This window comes from Xanthomonas sp. NCPPB 3582, assembly GCF_041475735.2.
Lineage (GTDB): Bacteria > Pseudomonadota > Gammaproteobacteria > Xanthomonadales > Xanthomonadaceae > Xanthomonas > Xanthomonas codiaei.
This window is the reverse complement of sequence record NZ_CM192968.1, coordinates 3244457-3265125: the sequence shown is the minus strand read 5'-3', so window position 1 is coordinate 3265125 and position 20669 is coordinate 3244457. Positions and strand designations below refer to the sequence as shown.

General features: G+C 66.0%; 16 protein-coding genes and 1 tRNA gene. 7 read left to right on the top strand and 10 right to left on the bottom strand.

Going from position 1 to position 20669, the window contains the following annotated elements; all coding sequences use genetic code 11:
• Positions 1–138: 138 nt before the first annotated feature.
• Positions 139–225, bottom strand: a tRNA-Leu gene (locus ACCQ05_RS13660).
• 119 nt (positions 226–344) lie between these two features.
• Between ACCQ05_RS13660 and rnr the strand changes: the two genes are divergently transcribed.
• The 4 genes from rnr to ACCQ05_RS13640 all read left to right on the top strand — a co-directional run bounded on the left by rnr (position 345) and on the right by ACCQ05_RS13640 (position 7946).
• Positions 345–2861, top strand: coding sequence for a ribonuclease R (gene rnr / locus ACCQ05_RS13655; protein ID WP_372390882.1), 2517 nt, complete (start codon positions 345–347; stop codon positions 2859–2861).
• Positions 2862–2992: 131 nt separating this feature from the next.
• Positions 2993–3466, top strand: a complete 474-nt coding sequence (locus ACCQ05_RS13650) for a GFA family protein (RefSeq protein WP_372390880.1) — start codon at positions 2993–2995, stop codon at positions 3464–3466.
• Positions 3467–3785: 319 nt separating this feature from the next.
• The gene (gene rlmB, locus ACCQ05_RS13645) at positions 3786–4535 is read left to right on the top strand and encodes a 23S rRNA (guanosine(2251)-2'-O)-methyltransferase RlmB (protein ID WP_228961985.1); all 750 of its coding nucleotides are present in this window, start codon (positions 3786–3788) and stop codon (positions 4533–4535) included.
• 378 nt (positions 4536–4913) lie between these two features.
• Complete coding sequence (locus ACCQ05_RS13640; protein WP_372390878.1) at positions 4914–7946, top strand: diguanylate cyclase domain-containing protein; 3033 nt, start codon at positions 4914–4916, stop codon at positions 7944–7946.
• Between the two features lie 240 nt (positions 7947–8186).
• On the opposite strand, the gene rnt is transcribed toward ACCQ05_RS13640, so the two are convergent.
• The 8 genes from rnt to ACCQ05_RS13600 form a co-directional block, all read right to left on the bottom strand.
• Complete coding sequence (rnt, locus tag ACCQ05_RS13635; protein ID WP_228961987.1) at positions 8187–8828, bottom strand: ribonuclease T; 642 nt, start codon at positions 8826–8828, stop codon at positions 8187–8189.
• A gap of 345 nt (positions 8829–9173) precedes the next feature.
• Positions 9174–9884 carry a phosphate signaling complex protein PhoU gene (phoU, locus tag ACCQ05_RS13630; protein ID WP_104540581.1) on the bottom strand — a complete coding sequence of 237 codons (711 nt, stop codon included), beginning with the start codon at positions 9882–9884 and terminating at the stop codon, positions 9174–9176.
• A 127-nt stretch (positions 9885–10011) separates the two neighbouring features.
• On the bottom strand, positions 10012–10842 hold the full coding sequence (gene pstB / locus ACCQ05_RS13625; RefSeq protein ID WP_104540582.1) for a phosphate ABC transporter ATP-binding protein PstB: 831 nt from the start codon (positions 10840–10842) through the stop codon (positions 10012–10014).
• A 22-nt stretch (positions 10843–10864) separates the two neighbouring features.
• Positions 10865–11734, bottom strand: coding sequence for a phosphate ABC transporter permease PstA (pstA, locus tag ACCQ05_RS13620; protein ID WP_372390875.1), 870 nt, complete (start codon positions 11732–11734; stop codon positions 10865–10867).
• A complete protein-coding gene (pstC, locus tag ACCQ05_RS13615; protein WP_104540584.1) occupies positions 11734–12708 on the bottom strand; it encodes a phosphate ABC transporter permease subunit PstC in 975 nt (324 codons plus the stop codon). Before pstC ends, pstA begins: the two co-directional genes overlap by 1 nt.
• A 112-nt stretch (positions 12709–12820) precedes the next feature.
• Complete coding sequence (gene pstS / locus ACCQ05_RS13610; RefSeq protein WP_104540585.1) at positions 12821–13912, bottom strand: phosphate ABC transporter substrate-binding protein PstS; 1092 nt, start codon at positions 13910–13912, stop codon at positions 12821–12823.
• A gap of 341 nt (positions 13913–14253) precedes the next feature.
• Positions 14254–15273, bottom strand: coding sequence for a phosphate ABC transporter substrate-binding protein PstS (gene pstS, locus ACCQ05_RS13605; protein ID WP_372390873.1), 1020 nt, complete (start codon positions 15271–15273; stop codon positions 14254–14256).
• Between the two features lie 194 nt (positions 15274–15467).
• A complete protein-coding gene (locus ACCQ05_RS13600) occupies positions 15468–16718 on the bottom strand; it encodes an OprO/OprP family phosphate-selective porin (RefSeq protein ID WP_228961575.1) in 1251 nt (416 codons plus the stop codon).
• Between the two features lie 336 nt (positions 16719–17054).
• Here ACCQ05_RS13600 and ACCQ05_RS13595 point away from each other — a divergent pair, with 336 nt between their 5' ends.
• The 3 genes from ACCQ05_RS13595 (at position 17055) to ACCQ05_RS13585 (ending at position 19741) form a co-directional block, all read left to right on the top strand.
• Positions 17055–17375 carry a hypothetical protein gene (locus tag ACCQ05_RS13595; RefSeq protein WP_372394089.1) on the top strand — a complete coding sequence of 107 codons (321 nt, stop codon included), beginning with the start codon at positions 17055–17057 and terminating at the stop codon, positions 17373–17375.
• Between the two features lie 114 nt (positions 17376–17489).
• On the top strand, positions 17490–18170 hold the full coding sequence (locus tag ACCQ05_RS13590) for a carbonic anhydrase (RefSeq protein ID WP_104540589.1): 681 nt from the start codon (positions 17490–17492) through the stop codon (positions 18168–18170).
• An 11-nt stretch (positions 18171–18181) separates the two neighbouring features.
• Entirely contained in the window at positions 18182–19741 is a 1560-nt protein-coding gene (locus ACCQ05_RS13585; RefSeq protein WP_228961576.1) for a SulP family inorganic anion transporter, read from the top strand.
• 176 nt (positions 19742–19917) lie between these two features.
• Here the strand turns inward: ACCQ05_RS13585 and nth are convergent, their stop codons facing one another.
• Positions 19918–20631: an endonuclease III gene (gene nth / locus ACCQ05_RS13580; protein WP_228961577.1), complete on the bottom strand. Its 714-nt coding sequence runs from the start codon at positions 20629–20631 to the stop codon at positions 19918–19920.
• Positions 20632–20669 lie beyond the last annotated feature (38 nt).

Here is a 20669-nt window from a genome sequence, read left to right as displayed (position 1 = left end):
GGCCGAGGTCTCTACGGCGTGCCAAGCAGGCATCGCAGGACGCTGGTGATCCATGCGGCCGATAATCGATCACGCCACCGCAAGACTCCCGACCCCAGAAACCAGAAGACCCCCGATCGCTCGGAGGTCTTTTTAAACTGGTGCCCAGAAGAGGACTCGAACCTCCACGAAGTTGCCCCCGCTAGCACCTGAAGCTAGTGCGTCTACCAATTCCGCCACCTGGGCAGGTGAGCCGCGAATTTTGCAGACTCCTGGCAGCCTTGTCAACGGGTTCGCGCATCCGTCGCCGACCGCCGGGGGTGCCTGCCGCCCACGCCAGGACCACAGGGGGTACCATTAGGGCAATGACAAAGAAAACCCCCCACGATTCCGCCCGGCCCAGCCGCCGTAAATCCGCCAGCCCGGGCGACTCCTCCACCGCCGAACAGCAAAAATTGCCGGGGTGGATGCCGGACTTCCTGGTTCGCGCCGCTGCCGGCGCATCGACCAAGTCCGCCAACAAGCGCGCTGCCGCCAAAGCGGCACCGCAGCAGCCCTCCGCTCCAACGCCTGCCGCCCCGCGCGCGCCGCATCCGCGCAAGAGCGGCCCGCCGGCACCACCTCCAGAGCGCTTTGCAGAGGCCGCTGCGGCGCCTGCCGCCAGCTTCAAGGATCCGCATGCCGATCGCGAGGCGCTGCGCTATGCCGAGCCGATCGCCAGCCGTGAGTCCATCCTGCAGTTGCTGGATGCCTGCGACGGTCCGCAGACCGCCGAAGAGATCGCCGAACAGCTCGGCCTGAGCGACCGCATCGATGCGCTGGGCAAGCGCCTGGCCGCGATGGTGCGCGAAGCGCAGCTGGTGCAGAACCGTCGCGGCGGCTATGCCCCGGTGCAGCAGACCAGCCTGATTGCCGGCGTGGTGATCGCCAACCCCGAGGGCTTCGGCTTCCTCAAGCCGGACGAGGGCGGCGACGACCTGTTCCTGCCGCCTTTCGAAATGCGCAAGGTGATGCACGGCGACCGTGCGCTGGCCAATGTCACCGGCATCGATCGCCGCGGCCGCCGCGAAGGCGCCATTGCACGGGTGCTCGAGCGTGGCATGTCGCGCATGCTGGGGCGCTTTTTCTACGAACACGGCGTGGCCTACGTCGATCCGGACGACAAGCGCGTGCAGCGCAATGTCCAGATCGCCCCGGACGGCATCGGCGAGGCGCGCGAAGGCCAGTTGGTGGTGTGCGAACTGATCGCGCCCCCGGATGCGCGCCGCCCCGCCATCGGCAAGATCATCGCGGTGCTCGGCGACAAGCTGACTCCGTCGCTGGTGGTGGAAATGGCCATCCACGGCCACGAACTGCCGCACGAATTCCCGCAGGAAGTGCTGGACGAAGCCGCGGCCGTGCCGCTGGTGGTCCAGCCGCAGATGATCGGCGGGCGCGTGGACCTGCGGCAGATGCCGCTGGTCACCATCGACGGCGAAGACGCCAAGGACTTCGACGACGCGGTGTATTGCGAACCCAACGCCGACGGCTTCCGCCTGGTGGTGGCGATCGCCGACGTGTCCAACTACGTGCGTCCCGGCACGCCGCTGGACGACGAAGCGCAGAAGCGCGCCACCTCGGTGTATTTCCCCGGTTTCGTGGTGCCGATGCTGCCGGAGACCCTGTCCAACGGCATCTGCTCGCTGATGCCCAAGGTCGACCGCATGTGCTTCGTCTGCGACATGCAGGTGGGCCGCGATGGCGAGGTGACCGGCTCGCGTTTCTACGAAGCGGTGATGAATTCGCACGCGCGCCTGACCTACAACCAGGTCTGGAAGGCGGTGGGCGAGGACGATGCCGACACCAAGGCCTTCATCGGCCCGCTGTTGCCGCAGGTGCAGCGCCTGCACCAGCTGTATCACCTGCTGTCGAAGGCGCGCACGCACCGCGGCGCGATCGAGTTCGAAACCTCCGAAGTGCGCTTCGTGCTCGACAACACTGGCGAAGTGACCCAGGCCGGCATGCTGGTGCGCAACGATGCGCACAAGCTGATCGAAGAATGCATGATCGCCGCCAACGTCGAGGCCGCGCGCTACCTGTTGAGCGTGCACGTGCCTGCACCTTACCGCGTGCACGAGCGCCCGCCGGAGAGCAAGTACGAGGACCTGCTGGAGTTCCTCAAGGAATTCCAGCTCAGCCTGCCGGCCTGGAGCAAGGTGCGCCCAGGCGATTACACCAAGCTGCTGAAGAAGGTGCGTGCGCGCCCGGATGCGGCGTTGCTGGAATCGGTGCTGCTGCGCAGCCAGAGCCTGGCGGTGTATTCGCCCGACAACCACGGCCACTTCGGCCTGGCGCTGGAGGCGTATGCGCACTTCACCTCGCCGATCCGCCGTTATCCGGACCTGCTGGTGCACCGCGCGATCAAGCACGCGCTGACCGGCGCCAGCCCGGAAAAGTTCATCTATTCGCCGCGGCAGATGGCGGCGCTGGCGCTGCAGTGCTCCGAGCGCGGCCGTCGCGCCGACGAAGCCGAGCGCGAGGTGGACGAGCGCTATCGCGCCGCCTGGATGGAGAAGCATGTCGGCGGCCAGTTTGATGGCGTGATCAGCGGCGTGACCGGCTTCGGCCTGTTCGTGGAATTGAACGAATCCAAGGTCAATGGCCTGGTGCATGTCACCCAGTTGCCGCAGGACTATTACCAGTTCGACCCGATCCGCAAGACGCTGAGTGGCGAGCGCCGTGGCCGCGAGTTCCGTCTGGGCGACCCGGTGCGCGTGCTGGTGCTCAAGGCCAGCATGGAAGAGCGCAAGATCGATTTCCGCCTGGCCGAAAATAGCGACCCCGGCGAGGCGCCATTGCCGCCGCGGGAAAAGCCCGCCAAGCGCAAGAAGAAGTCGCACTGATGTGAGGCATGACCTTGCCGGTGGCCCCGTGCCGCCGGCAACCCGTTGGATCGGCAGGTGGAGTGTGGTGCCGCCAGGACTGCTCCATGTCCATGGCGGCGATCTTGGCAGGCTGGTGTGCGGAGAAGGCAATGGATGCAACGAACGACTACAGCGGCGGTTGCCAGTGCGGCGCCGTACGTTTCCATGTGCGCGGCAAACTGACCGACGCCTCGATCTGCCACTGCCGGATGTGCCAGAAGGCCTTCGGTGCGTATTACGCGCCCCTGGTGTCCGTGCGCGGCAGCGTGTTTCGCTGGACCCGTGGCGAGCCCCGGCGCTTTGCATCCTCGTCGGTGGTGCAGCGCGGTTTCTGCGCCGATTGCGGCACCCCGTTGACCTACGAAGCGCCCGACGGCGTGGCCATTGCCGCCGGGGCATTCGATCATCCGGAACAGCTGCCGCCGCAGGTCCAGTACGGGCTGGATCGCAAGCTGCCCTTCGTCGATACCCTGGCGCAGTTGCCCACACGTCCACTGGAAAACGATGCCGCCGCGGAGGCCTTCCTGGCCAGCGTGGTGTCGCGGCAACATCCGGATCACGACACCGAGCACTGGCCGGTCTGAGGCGCGGTCCCGGCGTCGTGCTGCCGCTCCTGCCGCCTGAGCATTCCGGTACGGGGCGTCAGGACGCTTGCTGCGGTTGGTCGCTGCGGTCAGCCCCCCATGCCTGGTCTGACAGCCAATCCGTCGGCACGATGGTCTGCATGGCAGTCAGGCGTTCGGGCCGGGCGTGCGTCGGCGCGGTCCGCACACGCCCCGCGTGGAATTCCGATGTCATCGCGGCACCGTTTCGCCGGTGCCGTCCAGGTCCTGCATGTCCCGGCCGTGACGTGACCGGCCGCAGGCCCTACCATTCCCCCTCCATTTTCGTAGCACCGGCGCAATGAGCAAGCAGAACCAGTGGATCGTCGGCGTCAACGCCGTCGCCTCGTCCGTCGAGAACGACGCCGACAACGTGCGCGAGGTCCTGATCGAGGCCGGCAGCAAGAACCCGCGGCTGACCGAGATCGAGGAACAGGCGCGCCGCAAGGGCATCGATGTGCGTCGGGTCAATACGCAGGCGCTGGACGGCGTGGGCGGGCAGGTGCGCCACCAGGGCGTGGCCGCACGCTATGCGGCCGCGCGGCTGTGGGCCGAAAACGAGCTGGAAGGCCTGGTCGAGGCCGCCGAAGGGCGTGCGCTGGTGCTGGTGCTCGATGGTGTGCAGGACCCGCATAACCTGGGTGCCTGCCTGCGCAGCGCGGCGGCGGCGGGCGTCACCGCAGTGGTGATCCCCAAGGACAAGTCGGCCACGGTGAATGCCACCGTGCGCAAGACCTCGGCCGGTGCTGCCGACCGTATCCCGGTGGTGGCGGTGACCAACCTGGCGCGCTGCCTGCGCGACCTGCAGAAGCAGGGCGTGTGGCTGTACGGCCTGGCTGGCGAAGCGGAGGCCTCGCTGTACAGCGTGGACCTGCGCGGAAATGTCGGGCTGGTGCTCGGTGGCGAGGCCGATGGCCTGCGCCGGCTCACCCGCGAGCATTGCGACGGCCTGGTCAAGATCCCGATGCCGGGCGAGATCGAAAGCCTCAATGTGTCGGTGGCCACCGGCGTGACCTTGTTCGAGGCCGTGCGCCAGCGCCTGGGCAAGTGACCTTCCCAGGTTCGCACAGCGGGTGAAGCGCTTGGAGTAGCGAACAACACTGCTGCGCTCACCGCCAGGCGGGCGCGGCCGGTATTCGGTGCGGCATGCACCGCTCCCATACTCGGGTTCCTCCGCCTCGTCCGCACTCACCTGATGACCGCTGGCTACGTTTGGTAGCCACTCATGGAGTACCGAATGCGTGCCGCCCACGCGCGTGGCCGACGATCGAATCTGCGCAGATCGCCGCCTGGATCCGGTTGATGCGGACGCGCGGGATGCGTGCGCAACGCTGCTGGATCAACGCTTGCGGCGCCCGGTGCCGCAGGCGCGCAGCGCACACGCGGCTTTTTGCCTACCATATCGGCAGCAAACGGCGTGTCGTGTCTGATGAAACTTGGGGTGGGCGCCTGCGGTAGGGGCGAGAATGGGGACGCCGGCCAGGCGTCGGCACGACGGCATAGGCAGTGGCGGCGCTGGCTCGGTGCCGGTGTGTGCGTGCTGCTGATGCTGTGCGCGCTTGCGGCGAGCGCAGCGCCGGTCGCCACCGCGCCACTGCGCGACTACGCCATCGACAGCTGGAGTTCGCGCAACGGCCTGCCGCACAACTCGCTGCGCGATATCGCCCAGACGCCCGACGGCGCGCTGTGGTTCGCAACCTGGGAAGGGCTGGTGCGCTACAACGGCCTGGAATTCAGCGTCATCGACCGCAGCACCCGGCCCGGACTGCCCGATAACGGCGTAGGCGCGCTATACGTCGATCGCGATGGCGCGCTCTGGCTCAGCGATGCGCGCGGCAATCTGGTGCGCCGGAGCGCCGACGGGCAATGGCGGCACTGGCAGCGTAGCGGGCAGTGGCCGCAGGCGCTGATCCACGCGATGACCATGGATGCCGATGGCCGCATGTGGCTGCTGTTCGAGGGGCACGGGCTGGGCTGCCTGTGGCCGGATGGGCGGTTTGACTATTTTCCGCCGCGCGACGGCGTGCCGCTGCAGAGCAGTTTTCCGCGCATGCTGTTCGACGATCGCGGCCGGCTGTTGATCGGCACGCTGGATGGATTGATCTATCGCGAGCCGGACGGACGCATGCGCCGCGCGCCGGCGGCATTCGGCTTGCCGCCCGGTCTGGCCTGGCCGTACCGCGCCCCGAACGGCACCCTGTGGGTGGTGGCGGGCGAGGGGTTGTACCGGTTGCACGATGAACGCGCCGAACGCGTGCATCGGGTGCCGGGACAGGGCCACTTCACCGCGATGCTGCAGGATCGCAATGGCGATCTGTGGCTGGGCAGCGAAAACCAGGGCCTGCTGCGCATCGGCAGCCATGGCGTGGAGTACCTGCCTGCTGGGCGTAGCCTGCCCACCGGGCGCATCGTCAGCCTGCGCGAGGATGCCGAAGGCAGCATCTGGGTGGGCGCCAACGGCGGCCTGTTCCGTCTGCGCGAGACCTTGTTCAGCAGCTACAGCCAGCGCGACGGCCTGAGCGGCGACTACGCCCGTGCGGTGCTGGAAGACCGCGATGGCAGCCTGTGGATCGCCGGCACCGCGGGCCTGGACCGCATGTTGCCGGATGGCCGGATCGTCCAGGTGCCGGTGGCCACGCCATCCGGGCGCCGGCTGTCGGTGCTCAGCCTGGCGCTGGATCGGCGCGGCGATCTGTGGGTGGGCACCTACGCCGACGGCGTCTTCGTGCTGCGTGAGGGACAACTGCTGCAGCACGTCGGTGAGGCGCAAGGCATTCCCAGCGGCCATATCCGTGCCATCGCGATCGACGCGCAGCAGGCGGTGTGGCTGGCCACCCAACGCGGCGTGGTGAAGCTGGTGGATGGCAAACGCGTGCCGCTGGCGATCGCCGGCATGCCCGATGGCGTGATCACCGCGCTGGCCAGCGTCGATGGCGCGTTGTGGATCGGCTCGGTCGACGGGGCGGCGGTGTTGCGCGATGGCAGGGTGCAGCAACTGGATCTGGAACGCCTGGGTGGCGCGCGCAGCGTGTTCGGTTTCCAGGCGATCGGCGACGCGGTCTGGATCTCCACCGATCGCGGCCTGTACCGCGTGCGTGGCGGCGCGCTGGCGCGCGTGGGCCTGGAGCAGGGCATGCCGGTGGACACCGTGTTCCAGCTCATCGACGACCGCCTGGGCAATGCCTGGATCAGCAGTAACCGGGGCATGCTGCGCACCGGGTTCGCCGCGCTTGATGCGGTTGCCGACGGACGCGGCAGGCTCGCCATCGAGCGCTATGGCGAGATCGACGGCATGGGCAATGCGCAGGCCAACGGCAGCTCCGGTCCGAGCATGATCGAACGCGCGGATGGGTCGGTGTGGGTGGTCACGGCCGGTGGCGTGAGCATGGTCGATCCCGCGCGGCTGCAGCGCTTTCGCGAACGGCGCCCGCCGCCGGCGGTGATCGAAAGCGTGCAGCAGGACGGCCGCCCGCTGGCCTGGCGGCAGCAGGCGCAGTTGCCAGGCGGCGACCGGCTCAACATCTCGTATGCGGGCATGAGTTTTCTGCTGTCCGAGCGCATCGAGTACCGCACCCGCCTGGATGGGCTGGACAACGTGTGGATCGACCGCGGCCGCCAGCGCAGCGTGGAACTCATCGGCCTGCCGCCGGGTCACTACAGCTTGCGCGTGTCCGCGCGCCACCCGGGCGGTGCATGGAGCCGGCAGGAGGCGCGCTGGACCTTCGAGGTGCTGCCGCTGTGGTGGCAGCGCCAGGACGTGCGGTTCGCCGCCGTGCTGGGCGCGCTGTTCGCGCTGGCATTGCTGTATCGGATGCTGCTGCATCGCTACAAGACCCATAACGACCGCCTGGCCGAGCTGGTCCGCAAGCGCACGCAGGACCTGCAGCGGCAGGCGCAACGCCTGCTGCAGGCCAATCAGGAAAAAAGCGAATTGCTGACCCGGCTGCGCATCAAGTCCGATGTGTTCGAACGCCAGGCGCACGAAGACGCATTGACCGGGTTGCCGAACCGCCGCCATTTCGATGAAGCGCTGGCGCGCGATCTCAGCCGTGCACGCCGCAGCGGCCGGCCGCTGGTGCTGGCGATCCTGGACATCGACCATTTCAAGCGCATCAACGACCGCTATTCGCATGCCAGCGGCGACGCGGTGCTGCATGAGGTGGGCGCGCTGCTCACCGCGGCCGCACGCGCTTCGGATCTACCGGCCCGCCTGGGCGGCGAAGAGTTCGCCCTGCTGCTGGCCGATACCACCCTGGCCGACGCGCACGCGTTGTGCCTGCGCATTCGCGCGCTCTTCCACGCGCGAAACGACTGGGGTGGCGTGCAAGGCCTGCAGGTGACCTTCAGTGCCGGCATCGCCGAACTGCGCGACGAGGACACCGGCTCGTCGCTGATGCAGCGCGCCGATCACGCCTTGTACGAAGCCAAGAGCGCGGGGCGCGACCGGATCAGCGGGGCTTAGAAGCTGGGATTGGGTATTGGGGATTCGGGATTTGTGAAGCGTGGCGTTGACGCTCTTTGTGTCCGGGCGTAAGACCCAACGCTTGCAGCAGATGAGGGGTTCGAGCCGATGGCGAAGGTGCCTGTGAAAATCCACGCGGGCGACGCATCGGCTGCTCTAGATTTTTAGCAAGCACAACGACTTTCAGCCCAGGCGGAGCACGCCCTTGCCAATCCCGAATCCCCAATCCCCAATCCCGACCTAAACCGGCCCAGGCCACGCATTGGCGATCGTGCAGAACAGCCGTGCGGTCTGCTCGGTGTCGTAGACCGCGCTGTGCGCGTCCGCCGTGTTCCACTCCAGCCCGGCCGCCTGCGCGGCGCGCGCCAGCACCGTCTGCCCGTAGGCGACGCCGGCCAGGGTGACCGTATCGAACACGCTGAAGGGGTGGAACGGGTTGCGCTTGTGCCCCACGCGCGCTACCGCCGCGTTGAGGAAGTTCAGGTCGAAATGCGCGTTGTGGCCGACCAGGATCGCGCGTTGGCAGCCGTATTTCTTCACCGCCGCGCGCACCGGAGCGAACACGTGGTCCAGCGCGTCCTTTTCCTGCTTGGCGAAGCGGAACGGGTGATCGAGCACGATGCCGGTGATCTCCAGCGACTTCGGGTCGATCTCCAGTCCGGGGGCCGGCACCAGATGCGCGCTGGCGGTCTGACCGGGGAAGAACCGTCCCTGGTCGTCCATTTCGATTGGCACGCAGGCGATTTCCAGCAGCGCATGCCTGTTCCAGTCGAAGCCACCTGTCTCCACATCGACCACCACCGGCAGATAGCCGCGGAAACGCCGTGACATCGGCAGGAAAGTGGCAGCAGGCTGTGGGTCGACCGATTCGTTCATCCGCATAGCCTAGCAGGTCGCACCCCGGGCCTGACTGGCTCATCGTCGGCCGTCTCCGCCCTGGCGTTCGGCACGTCCAGCCGGTGGGTTGCGGCCTTGCGTCGGCAGGCACACGCGCGCGCTGGGCGCGGCGAACAGGGCGTACGCGGTCAGCGAGTGGGGATCTCCGTGGCGCCGGACCCGTCGCACGCAGGGGCGACGCTTAGCGCGATCGAAAAAAGAAGGCCCGACCCAAGTGCCTGCGGGTCGGGCCACTCTAACGACACTGTGAGCGACAGACGGCGATCGGCGGGGCAGGCGCTCGCGCGACGGCACTAGCCGGACGTGCCGTGCACGCGCCTGTGCAGCGGCTCAGATCACGCCGGTCGTGCTGGTGTCGTCGCGCTTGACGCGTGGCGGCAGCGGCTGTTCGCCGTGCACCAGGAACCACACGTTCTCGGCGATGTTGGTGGCGTGGTCGCCGATGCGTTCCAGGTTCTTGGCCATGAACAGCAGGTGCGTGCAGGGGGTGATGTTGCGCGGGTCTTCCATCATGTAGGTGAGCAGCTCGCGGAACAGCGCGGTGTACTGCGCATCCAGGCGCGCGTCTTCGTCGCGCACCCGAATCGCGGCGTTGGCGTCCTTGTCGCGGTAAGCCTGCACCGCTTCGCGCACCGCATCGGCGGCCATCTGGCCGAGCGCGCGCAGGCCCACCGTCTGCGGCAGCGGCGGTGCGGCATTGAGCGCGATCGAGCGCTTGGCCACGTTCGCGGCGTAGTCGCCGATGCGTTCGATATCGGCCGGAATCCGCAGGCCGGCCAGGATTTCGCGCAGGTCGCGCGCCATCGGACCGCGCAGGGCCAGACGCATCACGTCATGGCTGATCGCGTGTTCCAGCGCGTCGATCGCTTCGTCGTTGACCACAATGCGGTGTGCGGCGTTGTCATCGCGACGCTCGACCACGTCCAGCGCCGCCTCCAGCTGCGCCACCGCCGTATCGCCCATGCGCACGATCTCGGCGACGAGACGGTGCTGCTCCTCGTCGTAGCTTTTGACGATATGGTCGTTGAGGTGCTGGTTCATCGTGGTCTCGTTCGTGGCAGTGGTGGATGTCCGCCGTAACCTTGGCGACATGGCACAGGATGCAAATGTCGTGCCGGGCGGTGCGGCGGAACTGCGTCAATGCGGCGTTGCGCTGGCGCGCCTGACATCAACCGAACCGGCCGGTGATGTAGTCCTCGGTCTGCTGCTTGGAGGGCTGGGAAAAGATGGTTTCGGTGCGGTCGTGTTCGATCAGGTCGCCCAGGTACATGAAGGCGGTGTAGTCGGATACGCGCGCGGCCTGCTGCATGTTGTGGGTCACGATCACGATGGTGTAGTCGCGCTTGAGTTCTTCCACCAACTGTTCGATGCGGCTGGTGGAGATCGGGTCCAGCGCCGAGGTCGGTTCGTCCAGCAGCAGTACGTCCGGCCGCAGGGCCACCGCGCGTGCGATGCACAGGCGCTGCTGCTGGCCACCGGACAGGCCCAGCGCGCTTTGCCCCAGCTTGTCCTTGACCTCGTCCCACAGCGCGCCCTGGCGCAGCGCCTGCTCGACGCGGTTCTGCATGTCGGCCTTGGAGAGTTTTTCGTGGTGGCGGATGCCGTAGGCCACGTTCTCGAAGATCGTCATCGGAAACGGCACCGGCTTCTGGAACACCATGCCGACCTTGCTGCGCAGGCGGTTCATCGGGTACTTCGGCGACAGGATGTTCTCGCCATCCAGCAGCACCTCGCCGCGTGCGTCCATCTTCGGATACAGCGCATAGATGCGGTTGAAGATGCGCAGCAGGGTCGACTTGCCGCAACCGGAAGGCCCGATCAGCGCAGTGACGCGTTTTTCCGGGATTTCCAGGTTGATGCCTTTCAGTGCGTGGTACTTGTCGTAGTAGAAATCCAGATTGCGTGCGGCCACCTTCACCGGCGTCTGCGCAGTCGGCGCCCCCTTGGCGGCCGGAACAGCGATGCGATGCATCGGCTTGGCGTTTTGGAGATCGTTCATGTCAGGTGTCCGGAGGGGAAGGTCAGTCATTGGAAATCTTGTTGCGCAACAGCAGCGCACGCGCGCCCAGGCTCACCAGCAACACGAAGACGGTCAGCACTAGTGCGCCGGCCCAGGCCAGCGTCTGCCAGGACTCGTACGGGCTGCCGGCGAACTGGTTCATGATCACCGGCACGCTGGCCATCGGCTGTAAGATGTTGCTGTTCCAGTACTGATTGCCGAACGCGGTGAACAACAGCGGCGCGGTTTCGCCGCTGATGCGCGCCAGCGCCAGCAGCACGCCGGTGACGATGCCGGCCGAGGCGCTGCGGTACAGCACCTGCACGGTCACCTTCCACTGCGGAATGCCCAGCGACAGCGCTGCTTCGCGCATCTGCGCCGGCACCAGCCGCAGCATCTCGTCGGTGGTGCGTACCACCACCGGCAATACGATGAAGGCCAGCGACAACGCACCGGCAAACGCCGAAAAGCGCCCGCCGGTCTGCATCACGTACAAGGTGTAGACGAACAGGCCCAGCACGATCGACGGCGCCGACAACAGGATGTCGTTGACGAAACGCACCACGATGCCGGCCTTGCGTGCATTGCCGTATTCAGCCAGCCAGGTGCCGGCGGCCACGCCCAGCGGAGTGCCGATCGCCAGCGCCAGCCCGCACATCACCGCGCTACCGAAGAAGGCATTGAGCAAGCCACCTTCCTGCATCGGCGGCGGGGTCATCTTGGTGAACAGATTGAGATCGATGCCGGGCACGCCCTTGGACAGCAGTGTCCACAGGATCCAGGCCAGAAAGAACAGCCCGAACAAGGCGGTGATGCACGACAACAGCAGCGCCACCGCATTGGTGATGCGGCGCCGGTTGTACAGCGATTGCGAAACGGAAGAAGCGGACATCAGTTGCCCTCCCGGCGCGAGAGCTGCATCAGCATGAAGCGCGCAATGGCCAGCACGATGAAGGTCACGATGAACAGCACGAAGCCCAGCAGCAACAGGGCCGAACGGTAGGTTTCGGTGGCCTCGCCGAAGTCATTGGCGATCAATGCAGCAATGGTGGTGCCCGGCTCCAGCAGCGACGGCGACAGCCGCACCGTGTTGCCGACCACGAAAGCGACCGCCATGGTCTCGCCCAGCGCACGCCCCAGGCCCAGGAATACGCCGCCGATCACCGCCGAGCGGGTATAGGGCAGTACGATGTCCCAGCTCACTTCCCATTTGGTGGAGCCCAGCGCGTACGCCGATTCCTTCAGGCGCGTAGGTACGGTCAGAAACACTTCGCGCATCACCGAGGAAATGAAGGGGATCACCATGATCGCCAGCACGAAGCCGGCGGTGAGCAGGCCGATGCCCAACGGCGGCCCCTGGAACAGCGGGCCGATCAGCGGCAGCGTGCCCAGATGGTCGTTCAGCCAGGGCGTCACGTGTTCGGTCATCACCGGCACCAGCACGAACAGGCCCCACATGCCGTAGATGATCGACGGAATGCCGGCCAGCAGTTCGATGGCGGTGCCGACCGGGCCACGCAGCCAGCGCGGCGCCACCTCGGTCAGGAAGAAGGCGATCCCGAAGCTCACCGGCACCGCGATCACCATCGCGATCACGGCCGTGACCAGGGTGCCGTAGATCGGCGCCAGCGCGCCGTACTTGTTTTCCACCGGATTCCAGTCGGCGGAATAGAAGAAACTCAGGCCCTGCATCTGCAGGGCATGGCGTCCGCCCCACAGCATCGACAGTGCCGCGCTGCCGAGCGCCAGCAGCACGAACACGACAGTGGCGGCCAGCGCAAGCTTGAACAGGCGATCGGCGCGCGCATCGCGCAGGTCGCGGCCGCGGGGTGCGGTCATCGCTTCGGGGATTGCGGTGGCATTCATTCGATTGAACCCGTCACCCGCGCGGTGGCGGGAGCGTGAGACATCAGGAACGGCGAGGCGCCCTCAGGCACCTCGCCGCCGCGCAGCCCGCCGCGCAGGCGGGATGCAGGCATTACTTGAACTCGCTGCCCCAGTAGGCTTCGATCTGCTTCACCAGCTCCGGCGGCAGCGGCACGTAGTGCAGCTCGCTGGCCTGGGCCTGGCCGTTTTCCAGCGCCCACTTGAAGAAGTCCAGCGTCGCCTTGCTGCGGGCGGCGTCCTTGGCCTGCTTGTGCATCAGCATGAAGTTGGTGGCGGTGATCGGCCAGGCCTTCTCGCCCGGTGCGTTGGTGATCACCAGGTTGAAATCCTTGGCGTTGGCCCAGTCGGCACTGGCGGCCGCGGCGGCGAAGCTGTCCGCATTCGGTTCCACCCACTGGCCGGCCGCGTTCTGCAGCGAGGTGTAGGGCATCTTGTTCTGCAGTGCGTAGGCCAGTTCGACATAACCGATCGAGCCCTTGATCTGCTGCACGTACGAGGCGACGCCTTCGTTGCCCTTGCCGCCCACGCCGCCGGGCCACTGCACGGAGGTGCCTTCGCCGACCTTGCTCTTCCACTCCGGGCTGACCTTGGACAGGTAGTTGGAGAAATTGAAGGTGGTGCCCGAACCATCCGAGCGATGCACCAGGTTGATCTTGGTGGCCGGCAGGGTCACGCCGGGATTGGCCGCGACAATCGCCGCGTCGTTCCACATGGTGACCTTGCCCAGGAAGATGTCGGCCAGCAGTGCGCCGGTCAGGCGCAGCTTGCCCGGTGCCATGCCTTCCAGATTGACCACCGGCACCACACCGCCGATCGCCGACGGGAACTGGCCCAGCCCGGCCTGCTGCAATTCGGCGCTATCGAGCGGCTTGTCGGTCGAACCGAAATCCACTGTGCCGGCCTTGATCTGCGCAATGCCGCCGCCGGAACCGATCGACTGGTAGTTCACCTTGTTGCCGGTGGCGGCGTTGTAGTCGGCCGACCACTTGGATACCAGCGGATAGATGAAGGACGCGCCGGCACCGGAAATCTCGGCGCCCTTGCTGTCGCTGGCCGTGGCGCCGGCGCTGGGAGCGCCCTTGGCGGTGTCGCCGGACTGCGCGTCCTTGCCGGGCGAGCATGCAGCCAGGGCAAGGGCGATGGTGAGGGACAGGGCGGTCAGGCTGGCCGACTGCAATTTCATGGAAGCTCCAAGGCTGGATTGGCCGGGTGTCCGGCAGACCACGCTATGAAATGATGTTTTTGTTACACGTGCATGACAGTGCCTTCTGGCGAAGGCATCACAAAAAAGACGCGGACCACGGAGGGCATCGCACCCTCCGGGATCCGCGTCCCGGTCCCGACCCCGGGGAGAGAGACGGCGTCGTTCCTGTACGTTGTCAATCCGGTCCTCGGACAACGGCAGCCCCGGGGGCCCAGGCGCCATCCTGTACCGGCATGGGCATGTCGCGTGAACTGGAGTGTCCGTGCCGATGGACGGCTGGTGGTGACCAGCCGCCTATCGCGCCCACCGCGCAGGCTAGATCAACGCGGCAGGTTCTTGGCCCAGTAGGCCTCGATCTGGGTCACCAGGCTGTCCGGCAGCGGCACGTAGTCCAGCTGCTTGGCCTGCGCATCGCCCTTGGTATAGACCCAGCGGAAGAAGTCCAGCGTGTTCTTCAGGCCGGCCGGATTCTTGGGCTTCTTCTGCACCAGAATGAAATTGGTGGCGGTGATCGGCCAGGCGTTGTCGCCGGCGGCGTTGGTCATCACCAAGTAGAAGTCCTTGGCCGTGCCCCAGTCGGCACTGTTGGCCGCCGCGGCGAAGGTCTCGTCGGACGGCTGCACGAACTTGCCGGCCGCGTTCTTCATCGCGGTATAGGCCATCTTGTTCTGCAGCGCGTACGACAGCTCGACGTAGCCGATGCCGCCCTTGATCTGCTTCACGTACGCGGCCACGCCCTCGTTGCCCTTGCCGCCGATGCCGGTCGGCCACTGCACGGCGGTGCCTTCGCCGACCTTGCCCTTCCAGTCCGGGTTGACCTTGGACAGGTAGTTGGTGAAGTTGAAGCTGGTGCCCGAACCGTCGGAGCGATGCACCACGGTGATCTTGCCTTCGGGCAGCTTCACCCCCGGGTTGAGCGCGGCAATGGCCGGATCGTTCCAGGTGCTGACCTTGCCCAGGAAGATGTCGCCCAGGGTCTTGCCATCGAGCTTGAGCGCGCCGGCAGCGATGCCGGGTACGTTGACCACCGGCACCACGCCGCCGATCACCGAGGGAAACTGCGCCAGCCCGGCCGCGGCCAGTTCTTCCGGCTTCAACGGGGCATCGGAGGAGCCGAAGTCCACGCTGGCGGCCTTGATCTGGGCGATGCCGCCGCCTGAACCGATCGATTGGTAATTGACCTGCTTCTTGGTGGCGGTGTCGTAGTCGGCCGACCACTTGGACATCACCGGGTAGATGAACGAGGCACCGGCGCCGGTGACGTCGGCGGCGTGGGCGCACAAGGCCAGCGAGGCGGCCAGGACGCCCACGGCCAGACGGGTCTTGAAGGAATGGGTCACGGAACAGCTCCAGTAGGGTTGAGGTCAGGACGTCCCGCAGGCACGCCATTGCAGGGCAGCGGCATGACTGCGCGGTGTCGAAGAGATGACAGGACAATGACGCGCAGGCGCGAACGCCTGCAGGATCGGGTGCGGCGCGGATGGGGGCCGGGCGTGCTCGGCAAGCACGCCCGGCGACCGACGCAGCGGATGGCTTACCAGTAGAACTGCGCGCGCGCCTCGATGATCGACGGGTTGTCGTCGACCAGGCCACGGGTGGCACTGTTGTAGCGGGTGCTTTCCACCTTGGCGTAGTCCAGGGCGAACTTGAAGTTCGACCGCCAGTACCAGTTGGCGCCGACCGTCCATACATTCATCTTGCCGCCCAGCACGCCATCGACGAACGGCGTGGTGCCGTTGGAGACCAGGTGGCCGTCGTTGAGGTCCAGGGTGTCGTAGCGCACTGCCAGCTGCCACATGCCCGAAGCCGGTTCGTTGGGCAGCGGGGTGGTCGGCACCCCGGCCTTGTAGCCCCAGGTTTCGCCGGTGATGTTCCAGACGCCGCTGACGTACCAGCCGTCACTCTTATAGTCACGCGCGTTGGCGCCGATGCGGTTGGCGTTTTCCTGGAAGTACTCGCTCTGCAGCTTGAACGGGCCGGTGATCCACATCGCCTCGGCACCGGCCACGCCCACGTCGTCGACATTGGTGATGGCGCCGCTGTCGATCAGGCGGATGGTGGTCAGGTCGGCGTCCGGGCGGGCACGCAGGCGCAGGGTATCGTCGTCGGTGTCGTAGGCCAGGTAGCTGAGACCGACGTGCAGCACGTTGCCGGTCTCGTTGATAGGCGCCCAGGTGCCGCGTGCGCCGTAGCCGCTGCCGTGTGCCTGGTTACGGGTCAGTTCGCGGCCGAACGCACTGGCGGTCAGGCTCCAGTTGTTGTCGCCCATGCCATAGGCCACGCCCAGACGGCGCGAGATGCCGTAGGTATTGGTCACCGATGCCTTGGAGACGAAGTCGTTGTTCTTGGTGCTGGACAGTTCTTCCAGGCTGTTGGGTTGCTTGAACTGGCCGATCTGCAGGTAGTTGTTGGCGTTGCCGCCAAACTTGTACTTGATGTTGTTGTCCAGGAACCGCCCGGTGCTGCGGATGGTGGTGCCGCGGATGGTGACGTCCTTCAACACGCTCGGGTCGTAGCCGGCCACCCATTCGAAGTTGCCCGGACCCTTGCCCTTGAGCACCAGCTCGGCGCGGCGGATGCTGAATTCGGAGTTGTCGCCATTGGCACCGATCGGGCCGTTGAGATCCTGCACATCGTTATGGAACCAGTTGCCATCGGCCTGGACCAGGCCCTCCAGCGAGACTTCCGAGCCTCCGATCACATCGATGGCGATTTCGGCGTGTGCTGCCGGAGCGGAAAGCGCCAGCAGCAGCGCGGAGGAGAGCAGGGTAGGAGCGAGTTTCATGGATGCCTTGCGACCTGAGAAAGTGGGCGCAGGCTATGGCGTGAAGGTTGCGTTAATGTGACAAATCAGCAAAGACGTCACAATTGATTTTTGCCAATAAAGACAAGAGTTTACGATCGTTTCAACTGTGTCGTCGTGTGTCAGAAATCTGAATGCAATCGTTTTATGACAGCGCGTGGACCAGGGCCGTAGGCGCTGTTTTGAGGTCTGCGTCACTGGCGACCTGAACTGCAACTATTGCAGGATGAACATATATGTCGGTTTGTGCGACGCACCACTTGCGCATGCCTTGCCTAAATTGTTAGTTTCGAGGCCATGTTTCCTCGATTCCTCCAACTGTTGCTGGTTTGCCTGCTCGCGCTCGGCGCGTGGTCGGCGGCCAGTGCACACACGCGCATCCAGGATGCGCTGGTGGGCGACGGTCTGGCGGTGATGGTGGATGCTGGCGAAGAACGCGATACAGCAGAAGATCCGCAGGACGACGGCGATACCCAGAGCCAGGTCGATACCCAGCCTGCGGACGATATCCCCTTGCTCTCCCAAGCATGGCCGATGCTGGCGCGGTATTCCCCTTCCTGGCACGCGCACCACGCGCCGGTGAGTCACAAACGCGACCTGATCCCGCAACTGCGTCCTCCAAACGCGTTGCTTGGCTGATCCCCAGCGGTCGTTGTAACCGGTGCACCGCGCGCCGGATTTTCTCTTTCGTTTTCTTTTGCGACCTGCGGTTTGCGCCGCGGGTAGCCATCCGTTGCCTAGAAGGAATCTCCCATGGAAAGTTTGCTCGAAGGTTTTCGCCATTTCCGTAAGGAAGTCTATCCACAGCAGAGCGCGCGCTTTCAGGAACTGGCCGGCGGCCAGAGCCCGCACACCCTGTTCATCACCTGCGCCGACTCGCGCGTCATGCCGGAGCTGATCTTCTCCGCGCAGCCCGGCGAACTGTTCGTCTACCGCAATATCGGCAACGTGGTGCCGCCGTACTCCCAGCACGTCAGCGGCGTGGTGGCAGCGATCGAGTACGCCATCGCCGTGCTGGGCGTGCGTCACATCGTGATCTGTGGCCATACCGACTGCGGCGCCATGAAGGCCGTGCTCAAGCCGGAATCGCTGGAAGACGTGCCTTCGGTGGCGGCGTGGCTCAAGCACACCGATGCGGCGCGCCATGTCACCGCCCATCACGGGCACGATCCGGCCAGCCCGGACGCGCTGAGCTGCATGACCGAAGAGAACGTGGTCTCGCAGCTGGACCATCTGCGCACGCAACCGGTGGTGGCTGCGCGTCTGGCCGCCGGTACCCTGCGGATCCACGGCTGGATCTACGACATCGCCCACGGCGACATCCGCGCCTTCGATGCCGAGAAGGGTGGCTTCCGTCCGTTGCTGGGCGAGAGCACCCCCGAGGCGACCCCGCGTCCGCGACTGCAACAAGTCGTCCGCGCTGAACTGGCCTGACGGAGCCGATCATGAACACATCGGGTATCGGCGGATATTTCCGCCAGGGACTGTTCGGGCGCGATTTGCTGTCGTCGGTCGTGGTCTTCCTGGTCGCATTGCCCTTGTGCATGGGTATCGCGATCGCCTCCGGCATGCCGCCGGCCGCGGGCCTGATCACCGGTATCGTCGGTGGTCTGGTCGTCGGCTTTCTGGCGGGCTCTCCTTTGCAGGTGAGCGGGCCGGCCGCCGGCCTGGCTGTGTTGGTGTTCGAGCTGGTCCGTGAGCACGGCGCCGCCGCGCTCGGTCCAGTGATCCTGGTGGCCGGCGCGATCCAGCTGATTGCCGGTCTGTGTCGGGCGGGCGTGTGGTTCCGCATGACATCGCCGGCGGTGGTGGCCGGCATGTTGTCGGGGATCGGCATTCTGATCGTGGCCTCGCAGGCGCACGTGTTGATGGATGCGGCGCCCAAGGCACGCGGCCTGGAAAACTTCGCCGCGCTGCCTGCGGTGCTGTGGCAGGCCATCAGCGAAGGCACCGGCCGCACCGCGTTGTTCGTGGGTCTGGCCACCATCGGCATCATCCTGGCATGGGACAAGCTGCGTCCGCAGCGTCTGCGCTTCCTGCCTGGTGCATTGATCGCAGTGGTCGCAGTCACCGCCACGGCGCAGCTGCAGGGCCTGGACGTCAACCGCGTCGACGTGCCCAGCAACCTGTTCTCCGCGATCAGCATCCCCAGCGTTTCCGAGATCTTCGGCGTGTTCAATCACACGCTGCTGGTGTCGGCGGTGACCTTTGCCTTCATCGCCAGCGCTGAGACCTTGCTCTCGGCGGCGGCGGTGGATCGCATGCACCAGGGCGCTCGCACGCAGTACGACCGTGAGCTGGCGGCGCAGGGTGTGGGCAATATGCTGTGCGGCTTCCTGGGCGCGTTGCCGATGACCGGCGTGATCGTGCGCAGTGCGGCCAATGTGCAGGCTGGCGCGGCCACTCGCGTATCGACCATCCTGCACGGCAGCTGGCTGCTGGTGTTCGCGATGCTGCTGCCGTGGCTGTTGCGGATGACGCCGGTGGCGTGTCTGGCCGGCATCCTGGTGTACACGGGCGTGAAGATGATCAAGATCGGGCAGGTCAAGGAGCTGGCGACCTACGGTCGTGGAACGGCTGCGATCTACCTGGCGACCACCTTCGCCATCGTGGCCACCGACCTGCTGACCGGCGTGCTGATCGGCTTCGGCCTGTCGCTGTTCCGCCTGGCGCTGCATTCCTCGCGTCTGAAGGTCGAGGTGCGCGAGCACGCCGACAAGAAGGACGAGATGCATCTGACCCTGCAGGGCTCGGCCACCTTCCTGAAGGTGCCGGCGATGGCACGTACGCTGGAAAGCGTGCCGCCGAACACCGCGCTGCATCTGGACGTGGCCAAGCTGCACCACGTGGACCATGCCTGCATCGAGTTGCTGCGCGACTGGAGCCGGAATGCGGCCTCGCGCGGATGCGAGCTGGTGGTGGACTGGAAGGAGCTGGAGCGGCGCGTGGAAGGCCAGCGCGCCGTGGAAAGCGCGCCGGTGGTGGAACCGCGCAAGGCGGCATAAGCCTGTTGTCGTCCCGGCGTTCGCGCCGGGAGCAGTTCTGTCGTGACCGGATGATGCATGGCGCCGAAAGACGCATCATCCGGTCGCGATTTTTTTTGGGCCGGGATTCGGGATTCGGGATTCGGGAATCGCAAAAGCGTATGGCCGTGCGTTTGCTGGGTGTGGATCGGGGTTCTCTACTGCGCTTTCGTCTTGCTGCGGGCTGGTGTTGATGCCATAGCCGCATCATTGCTCGTTTTTGTTTGCCGCTCTGGGGCCGGCGGGGTCTTGTCGGGGTAGCGGCACAGGTCGTGGATCACGCAGCCCGGGCAATCCGGTTTGCGCGCCTTGCAGACATAGCGCCCGTGCAGGATCAGCCAGTGGTGGGCGTCATGCAGAAACTCTGCAGGGATGACCTTGACCAGTGTGTCCTCCACCGCGCGCACGTCCTTGCCGGGTGCAAGGCCGGTACGGTTGGCGACCCGGAAGATATGCGTGTCCACCGCCATGGTCGGCTCGCCGAAGGCGGTGTTGAGCACCACGTTGGCGGTCTTGCGGCCGACCCCGGGCAATGCCTCCAACGCCGCACGATCGTGCGGCACCTCGCCACCGTACTGCTCCAGCAGAATGCGGCAGGTGGCGATGACGTTCTTGGCCTTGGCATTGAACAGGCCGATGGTGGAGATGTAGCGCTTCAGGCCTTCTTCGCCCAGGTCCAGGATGTCGCGCGGGGTGTTGGCCACCGGATACAGCTTGCGGGTGGCCTTGTTGACGCCGACATCGGTGGCCTGCGCCGAGAGCAGCACGGCGATCAGCAATTCGAACGGCGTGGTGTATTCGAGCTCGGTGGTGGGATGCGGATTGAGTTCGCGCAGCCGCGCGAACATTTCCTGGATCTCGGGTGTGCGCATGGTGCGGCCGCGGCGTGGCGCAGCGGTTGAGCGAACGG

Bases quoted from the DNA above. Each gene is read 5' to 3' on its own strand.
- nth (WP_228961577.1), bottom strand. From the start codon at position 20,631: ATGCGCACACCCGAGATCCAGGAAATGTTCGCGCGGCTGCGCGAACTC.
- pstB (WP_104540582.1), bottom strand. From the start codon at position 10,842: ATGAACGATCTCCAAAACGCCAAGCCGATGCATCGCATCGCTGTTCCG.
- ACCQ05_RS13590 (WP_104540589.1), top strand. From the start codon at position 17,490: ATGGAAAGTTTGCTCGAAGGTTTTCGCCATTTCCGTAAGGAAGTCTAT.
- phoU (WP_104540581.1), bottom strand. From the start codon at position 9,884: ATGAACCAGCACCTCAACGACCATATCGTCAAAAGCTACGACGAGGAG.
- rlmB (WP_228961985.1), top strand. From the start codon at position 3,786: ATGAGCAAGCAGAACCAGTGGATCGTCGGCGTCAACGCCGTCGCCTCG.
- rnt (WP_228961987.1), bottom strand. From the start codon at position 8,828: ATGCGGATGAACGAATCGGTCGACCCACAGCCTGCTGCCACTTTCCTG.
- pstA (WP_372390875.1), bottom strand. From the start codon at position 11,734: ATGTCCGCTTCTTCCGTTTCGCAATCGCTGTACAACCGGCGCCGCATC.
- ACCQ05_RS13650 (WP_372390880.1), top strand. From the start codon at position 2,993: ATGGATGCAACGAACGACTACAGCGGCGGTTGCCAGTGCGGCGCCGTA.
- pstC (WP_104540584.1), bottom strand. From the start codon at position 12,708: ATGAATGCCACCGCAATCCCCGAAGCGATGACCGCACCCCGCGGCCGC.
- ACCQ05_RS13585 (WP_228961576.1), top strand. From the start codon at position 18,182: ATGAACACATCGGGTATCGGCGGATATTTCCGCCAGGGACTGTTCGGG.
- pstS (WP_104540585.1), bottom strand. From the start codon at position 13,912: ATGAAATTGCAGTCGGCCAGCCTGACCGCCCTGTCCCTCACCATCGCC.
- ACCQ05_RS13640 (WP_372390878.1), top strand. From the start codon at position 4,914: ATGAAACTTGGGGTGGGCGCCTGCGGTAGGGGCGAGAATGGGGACGCC.
- rnr (WP_372390882.1), top strand. From the start codon at position 345: ATGACAAAGAAAACCCCCCACGATTCCGCCCGGCCCAGCCGCCGTAAA.
- ACCQ05_RS13600 (WP_228961575.1), bottom strand. From the start codon at position 16,718: ATGAAACTCGCTCCTACCCTGCTCTCCTCCGCGCTGCTGCTGGCGCTT.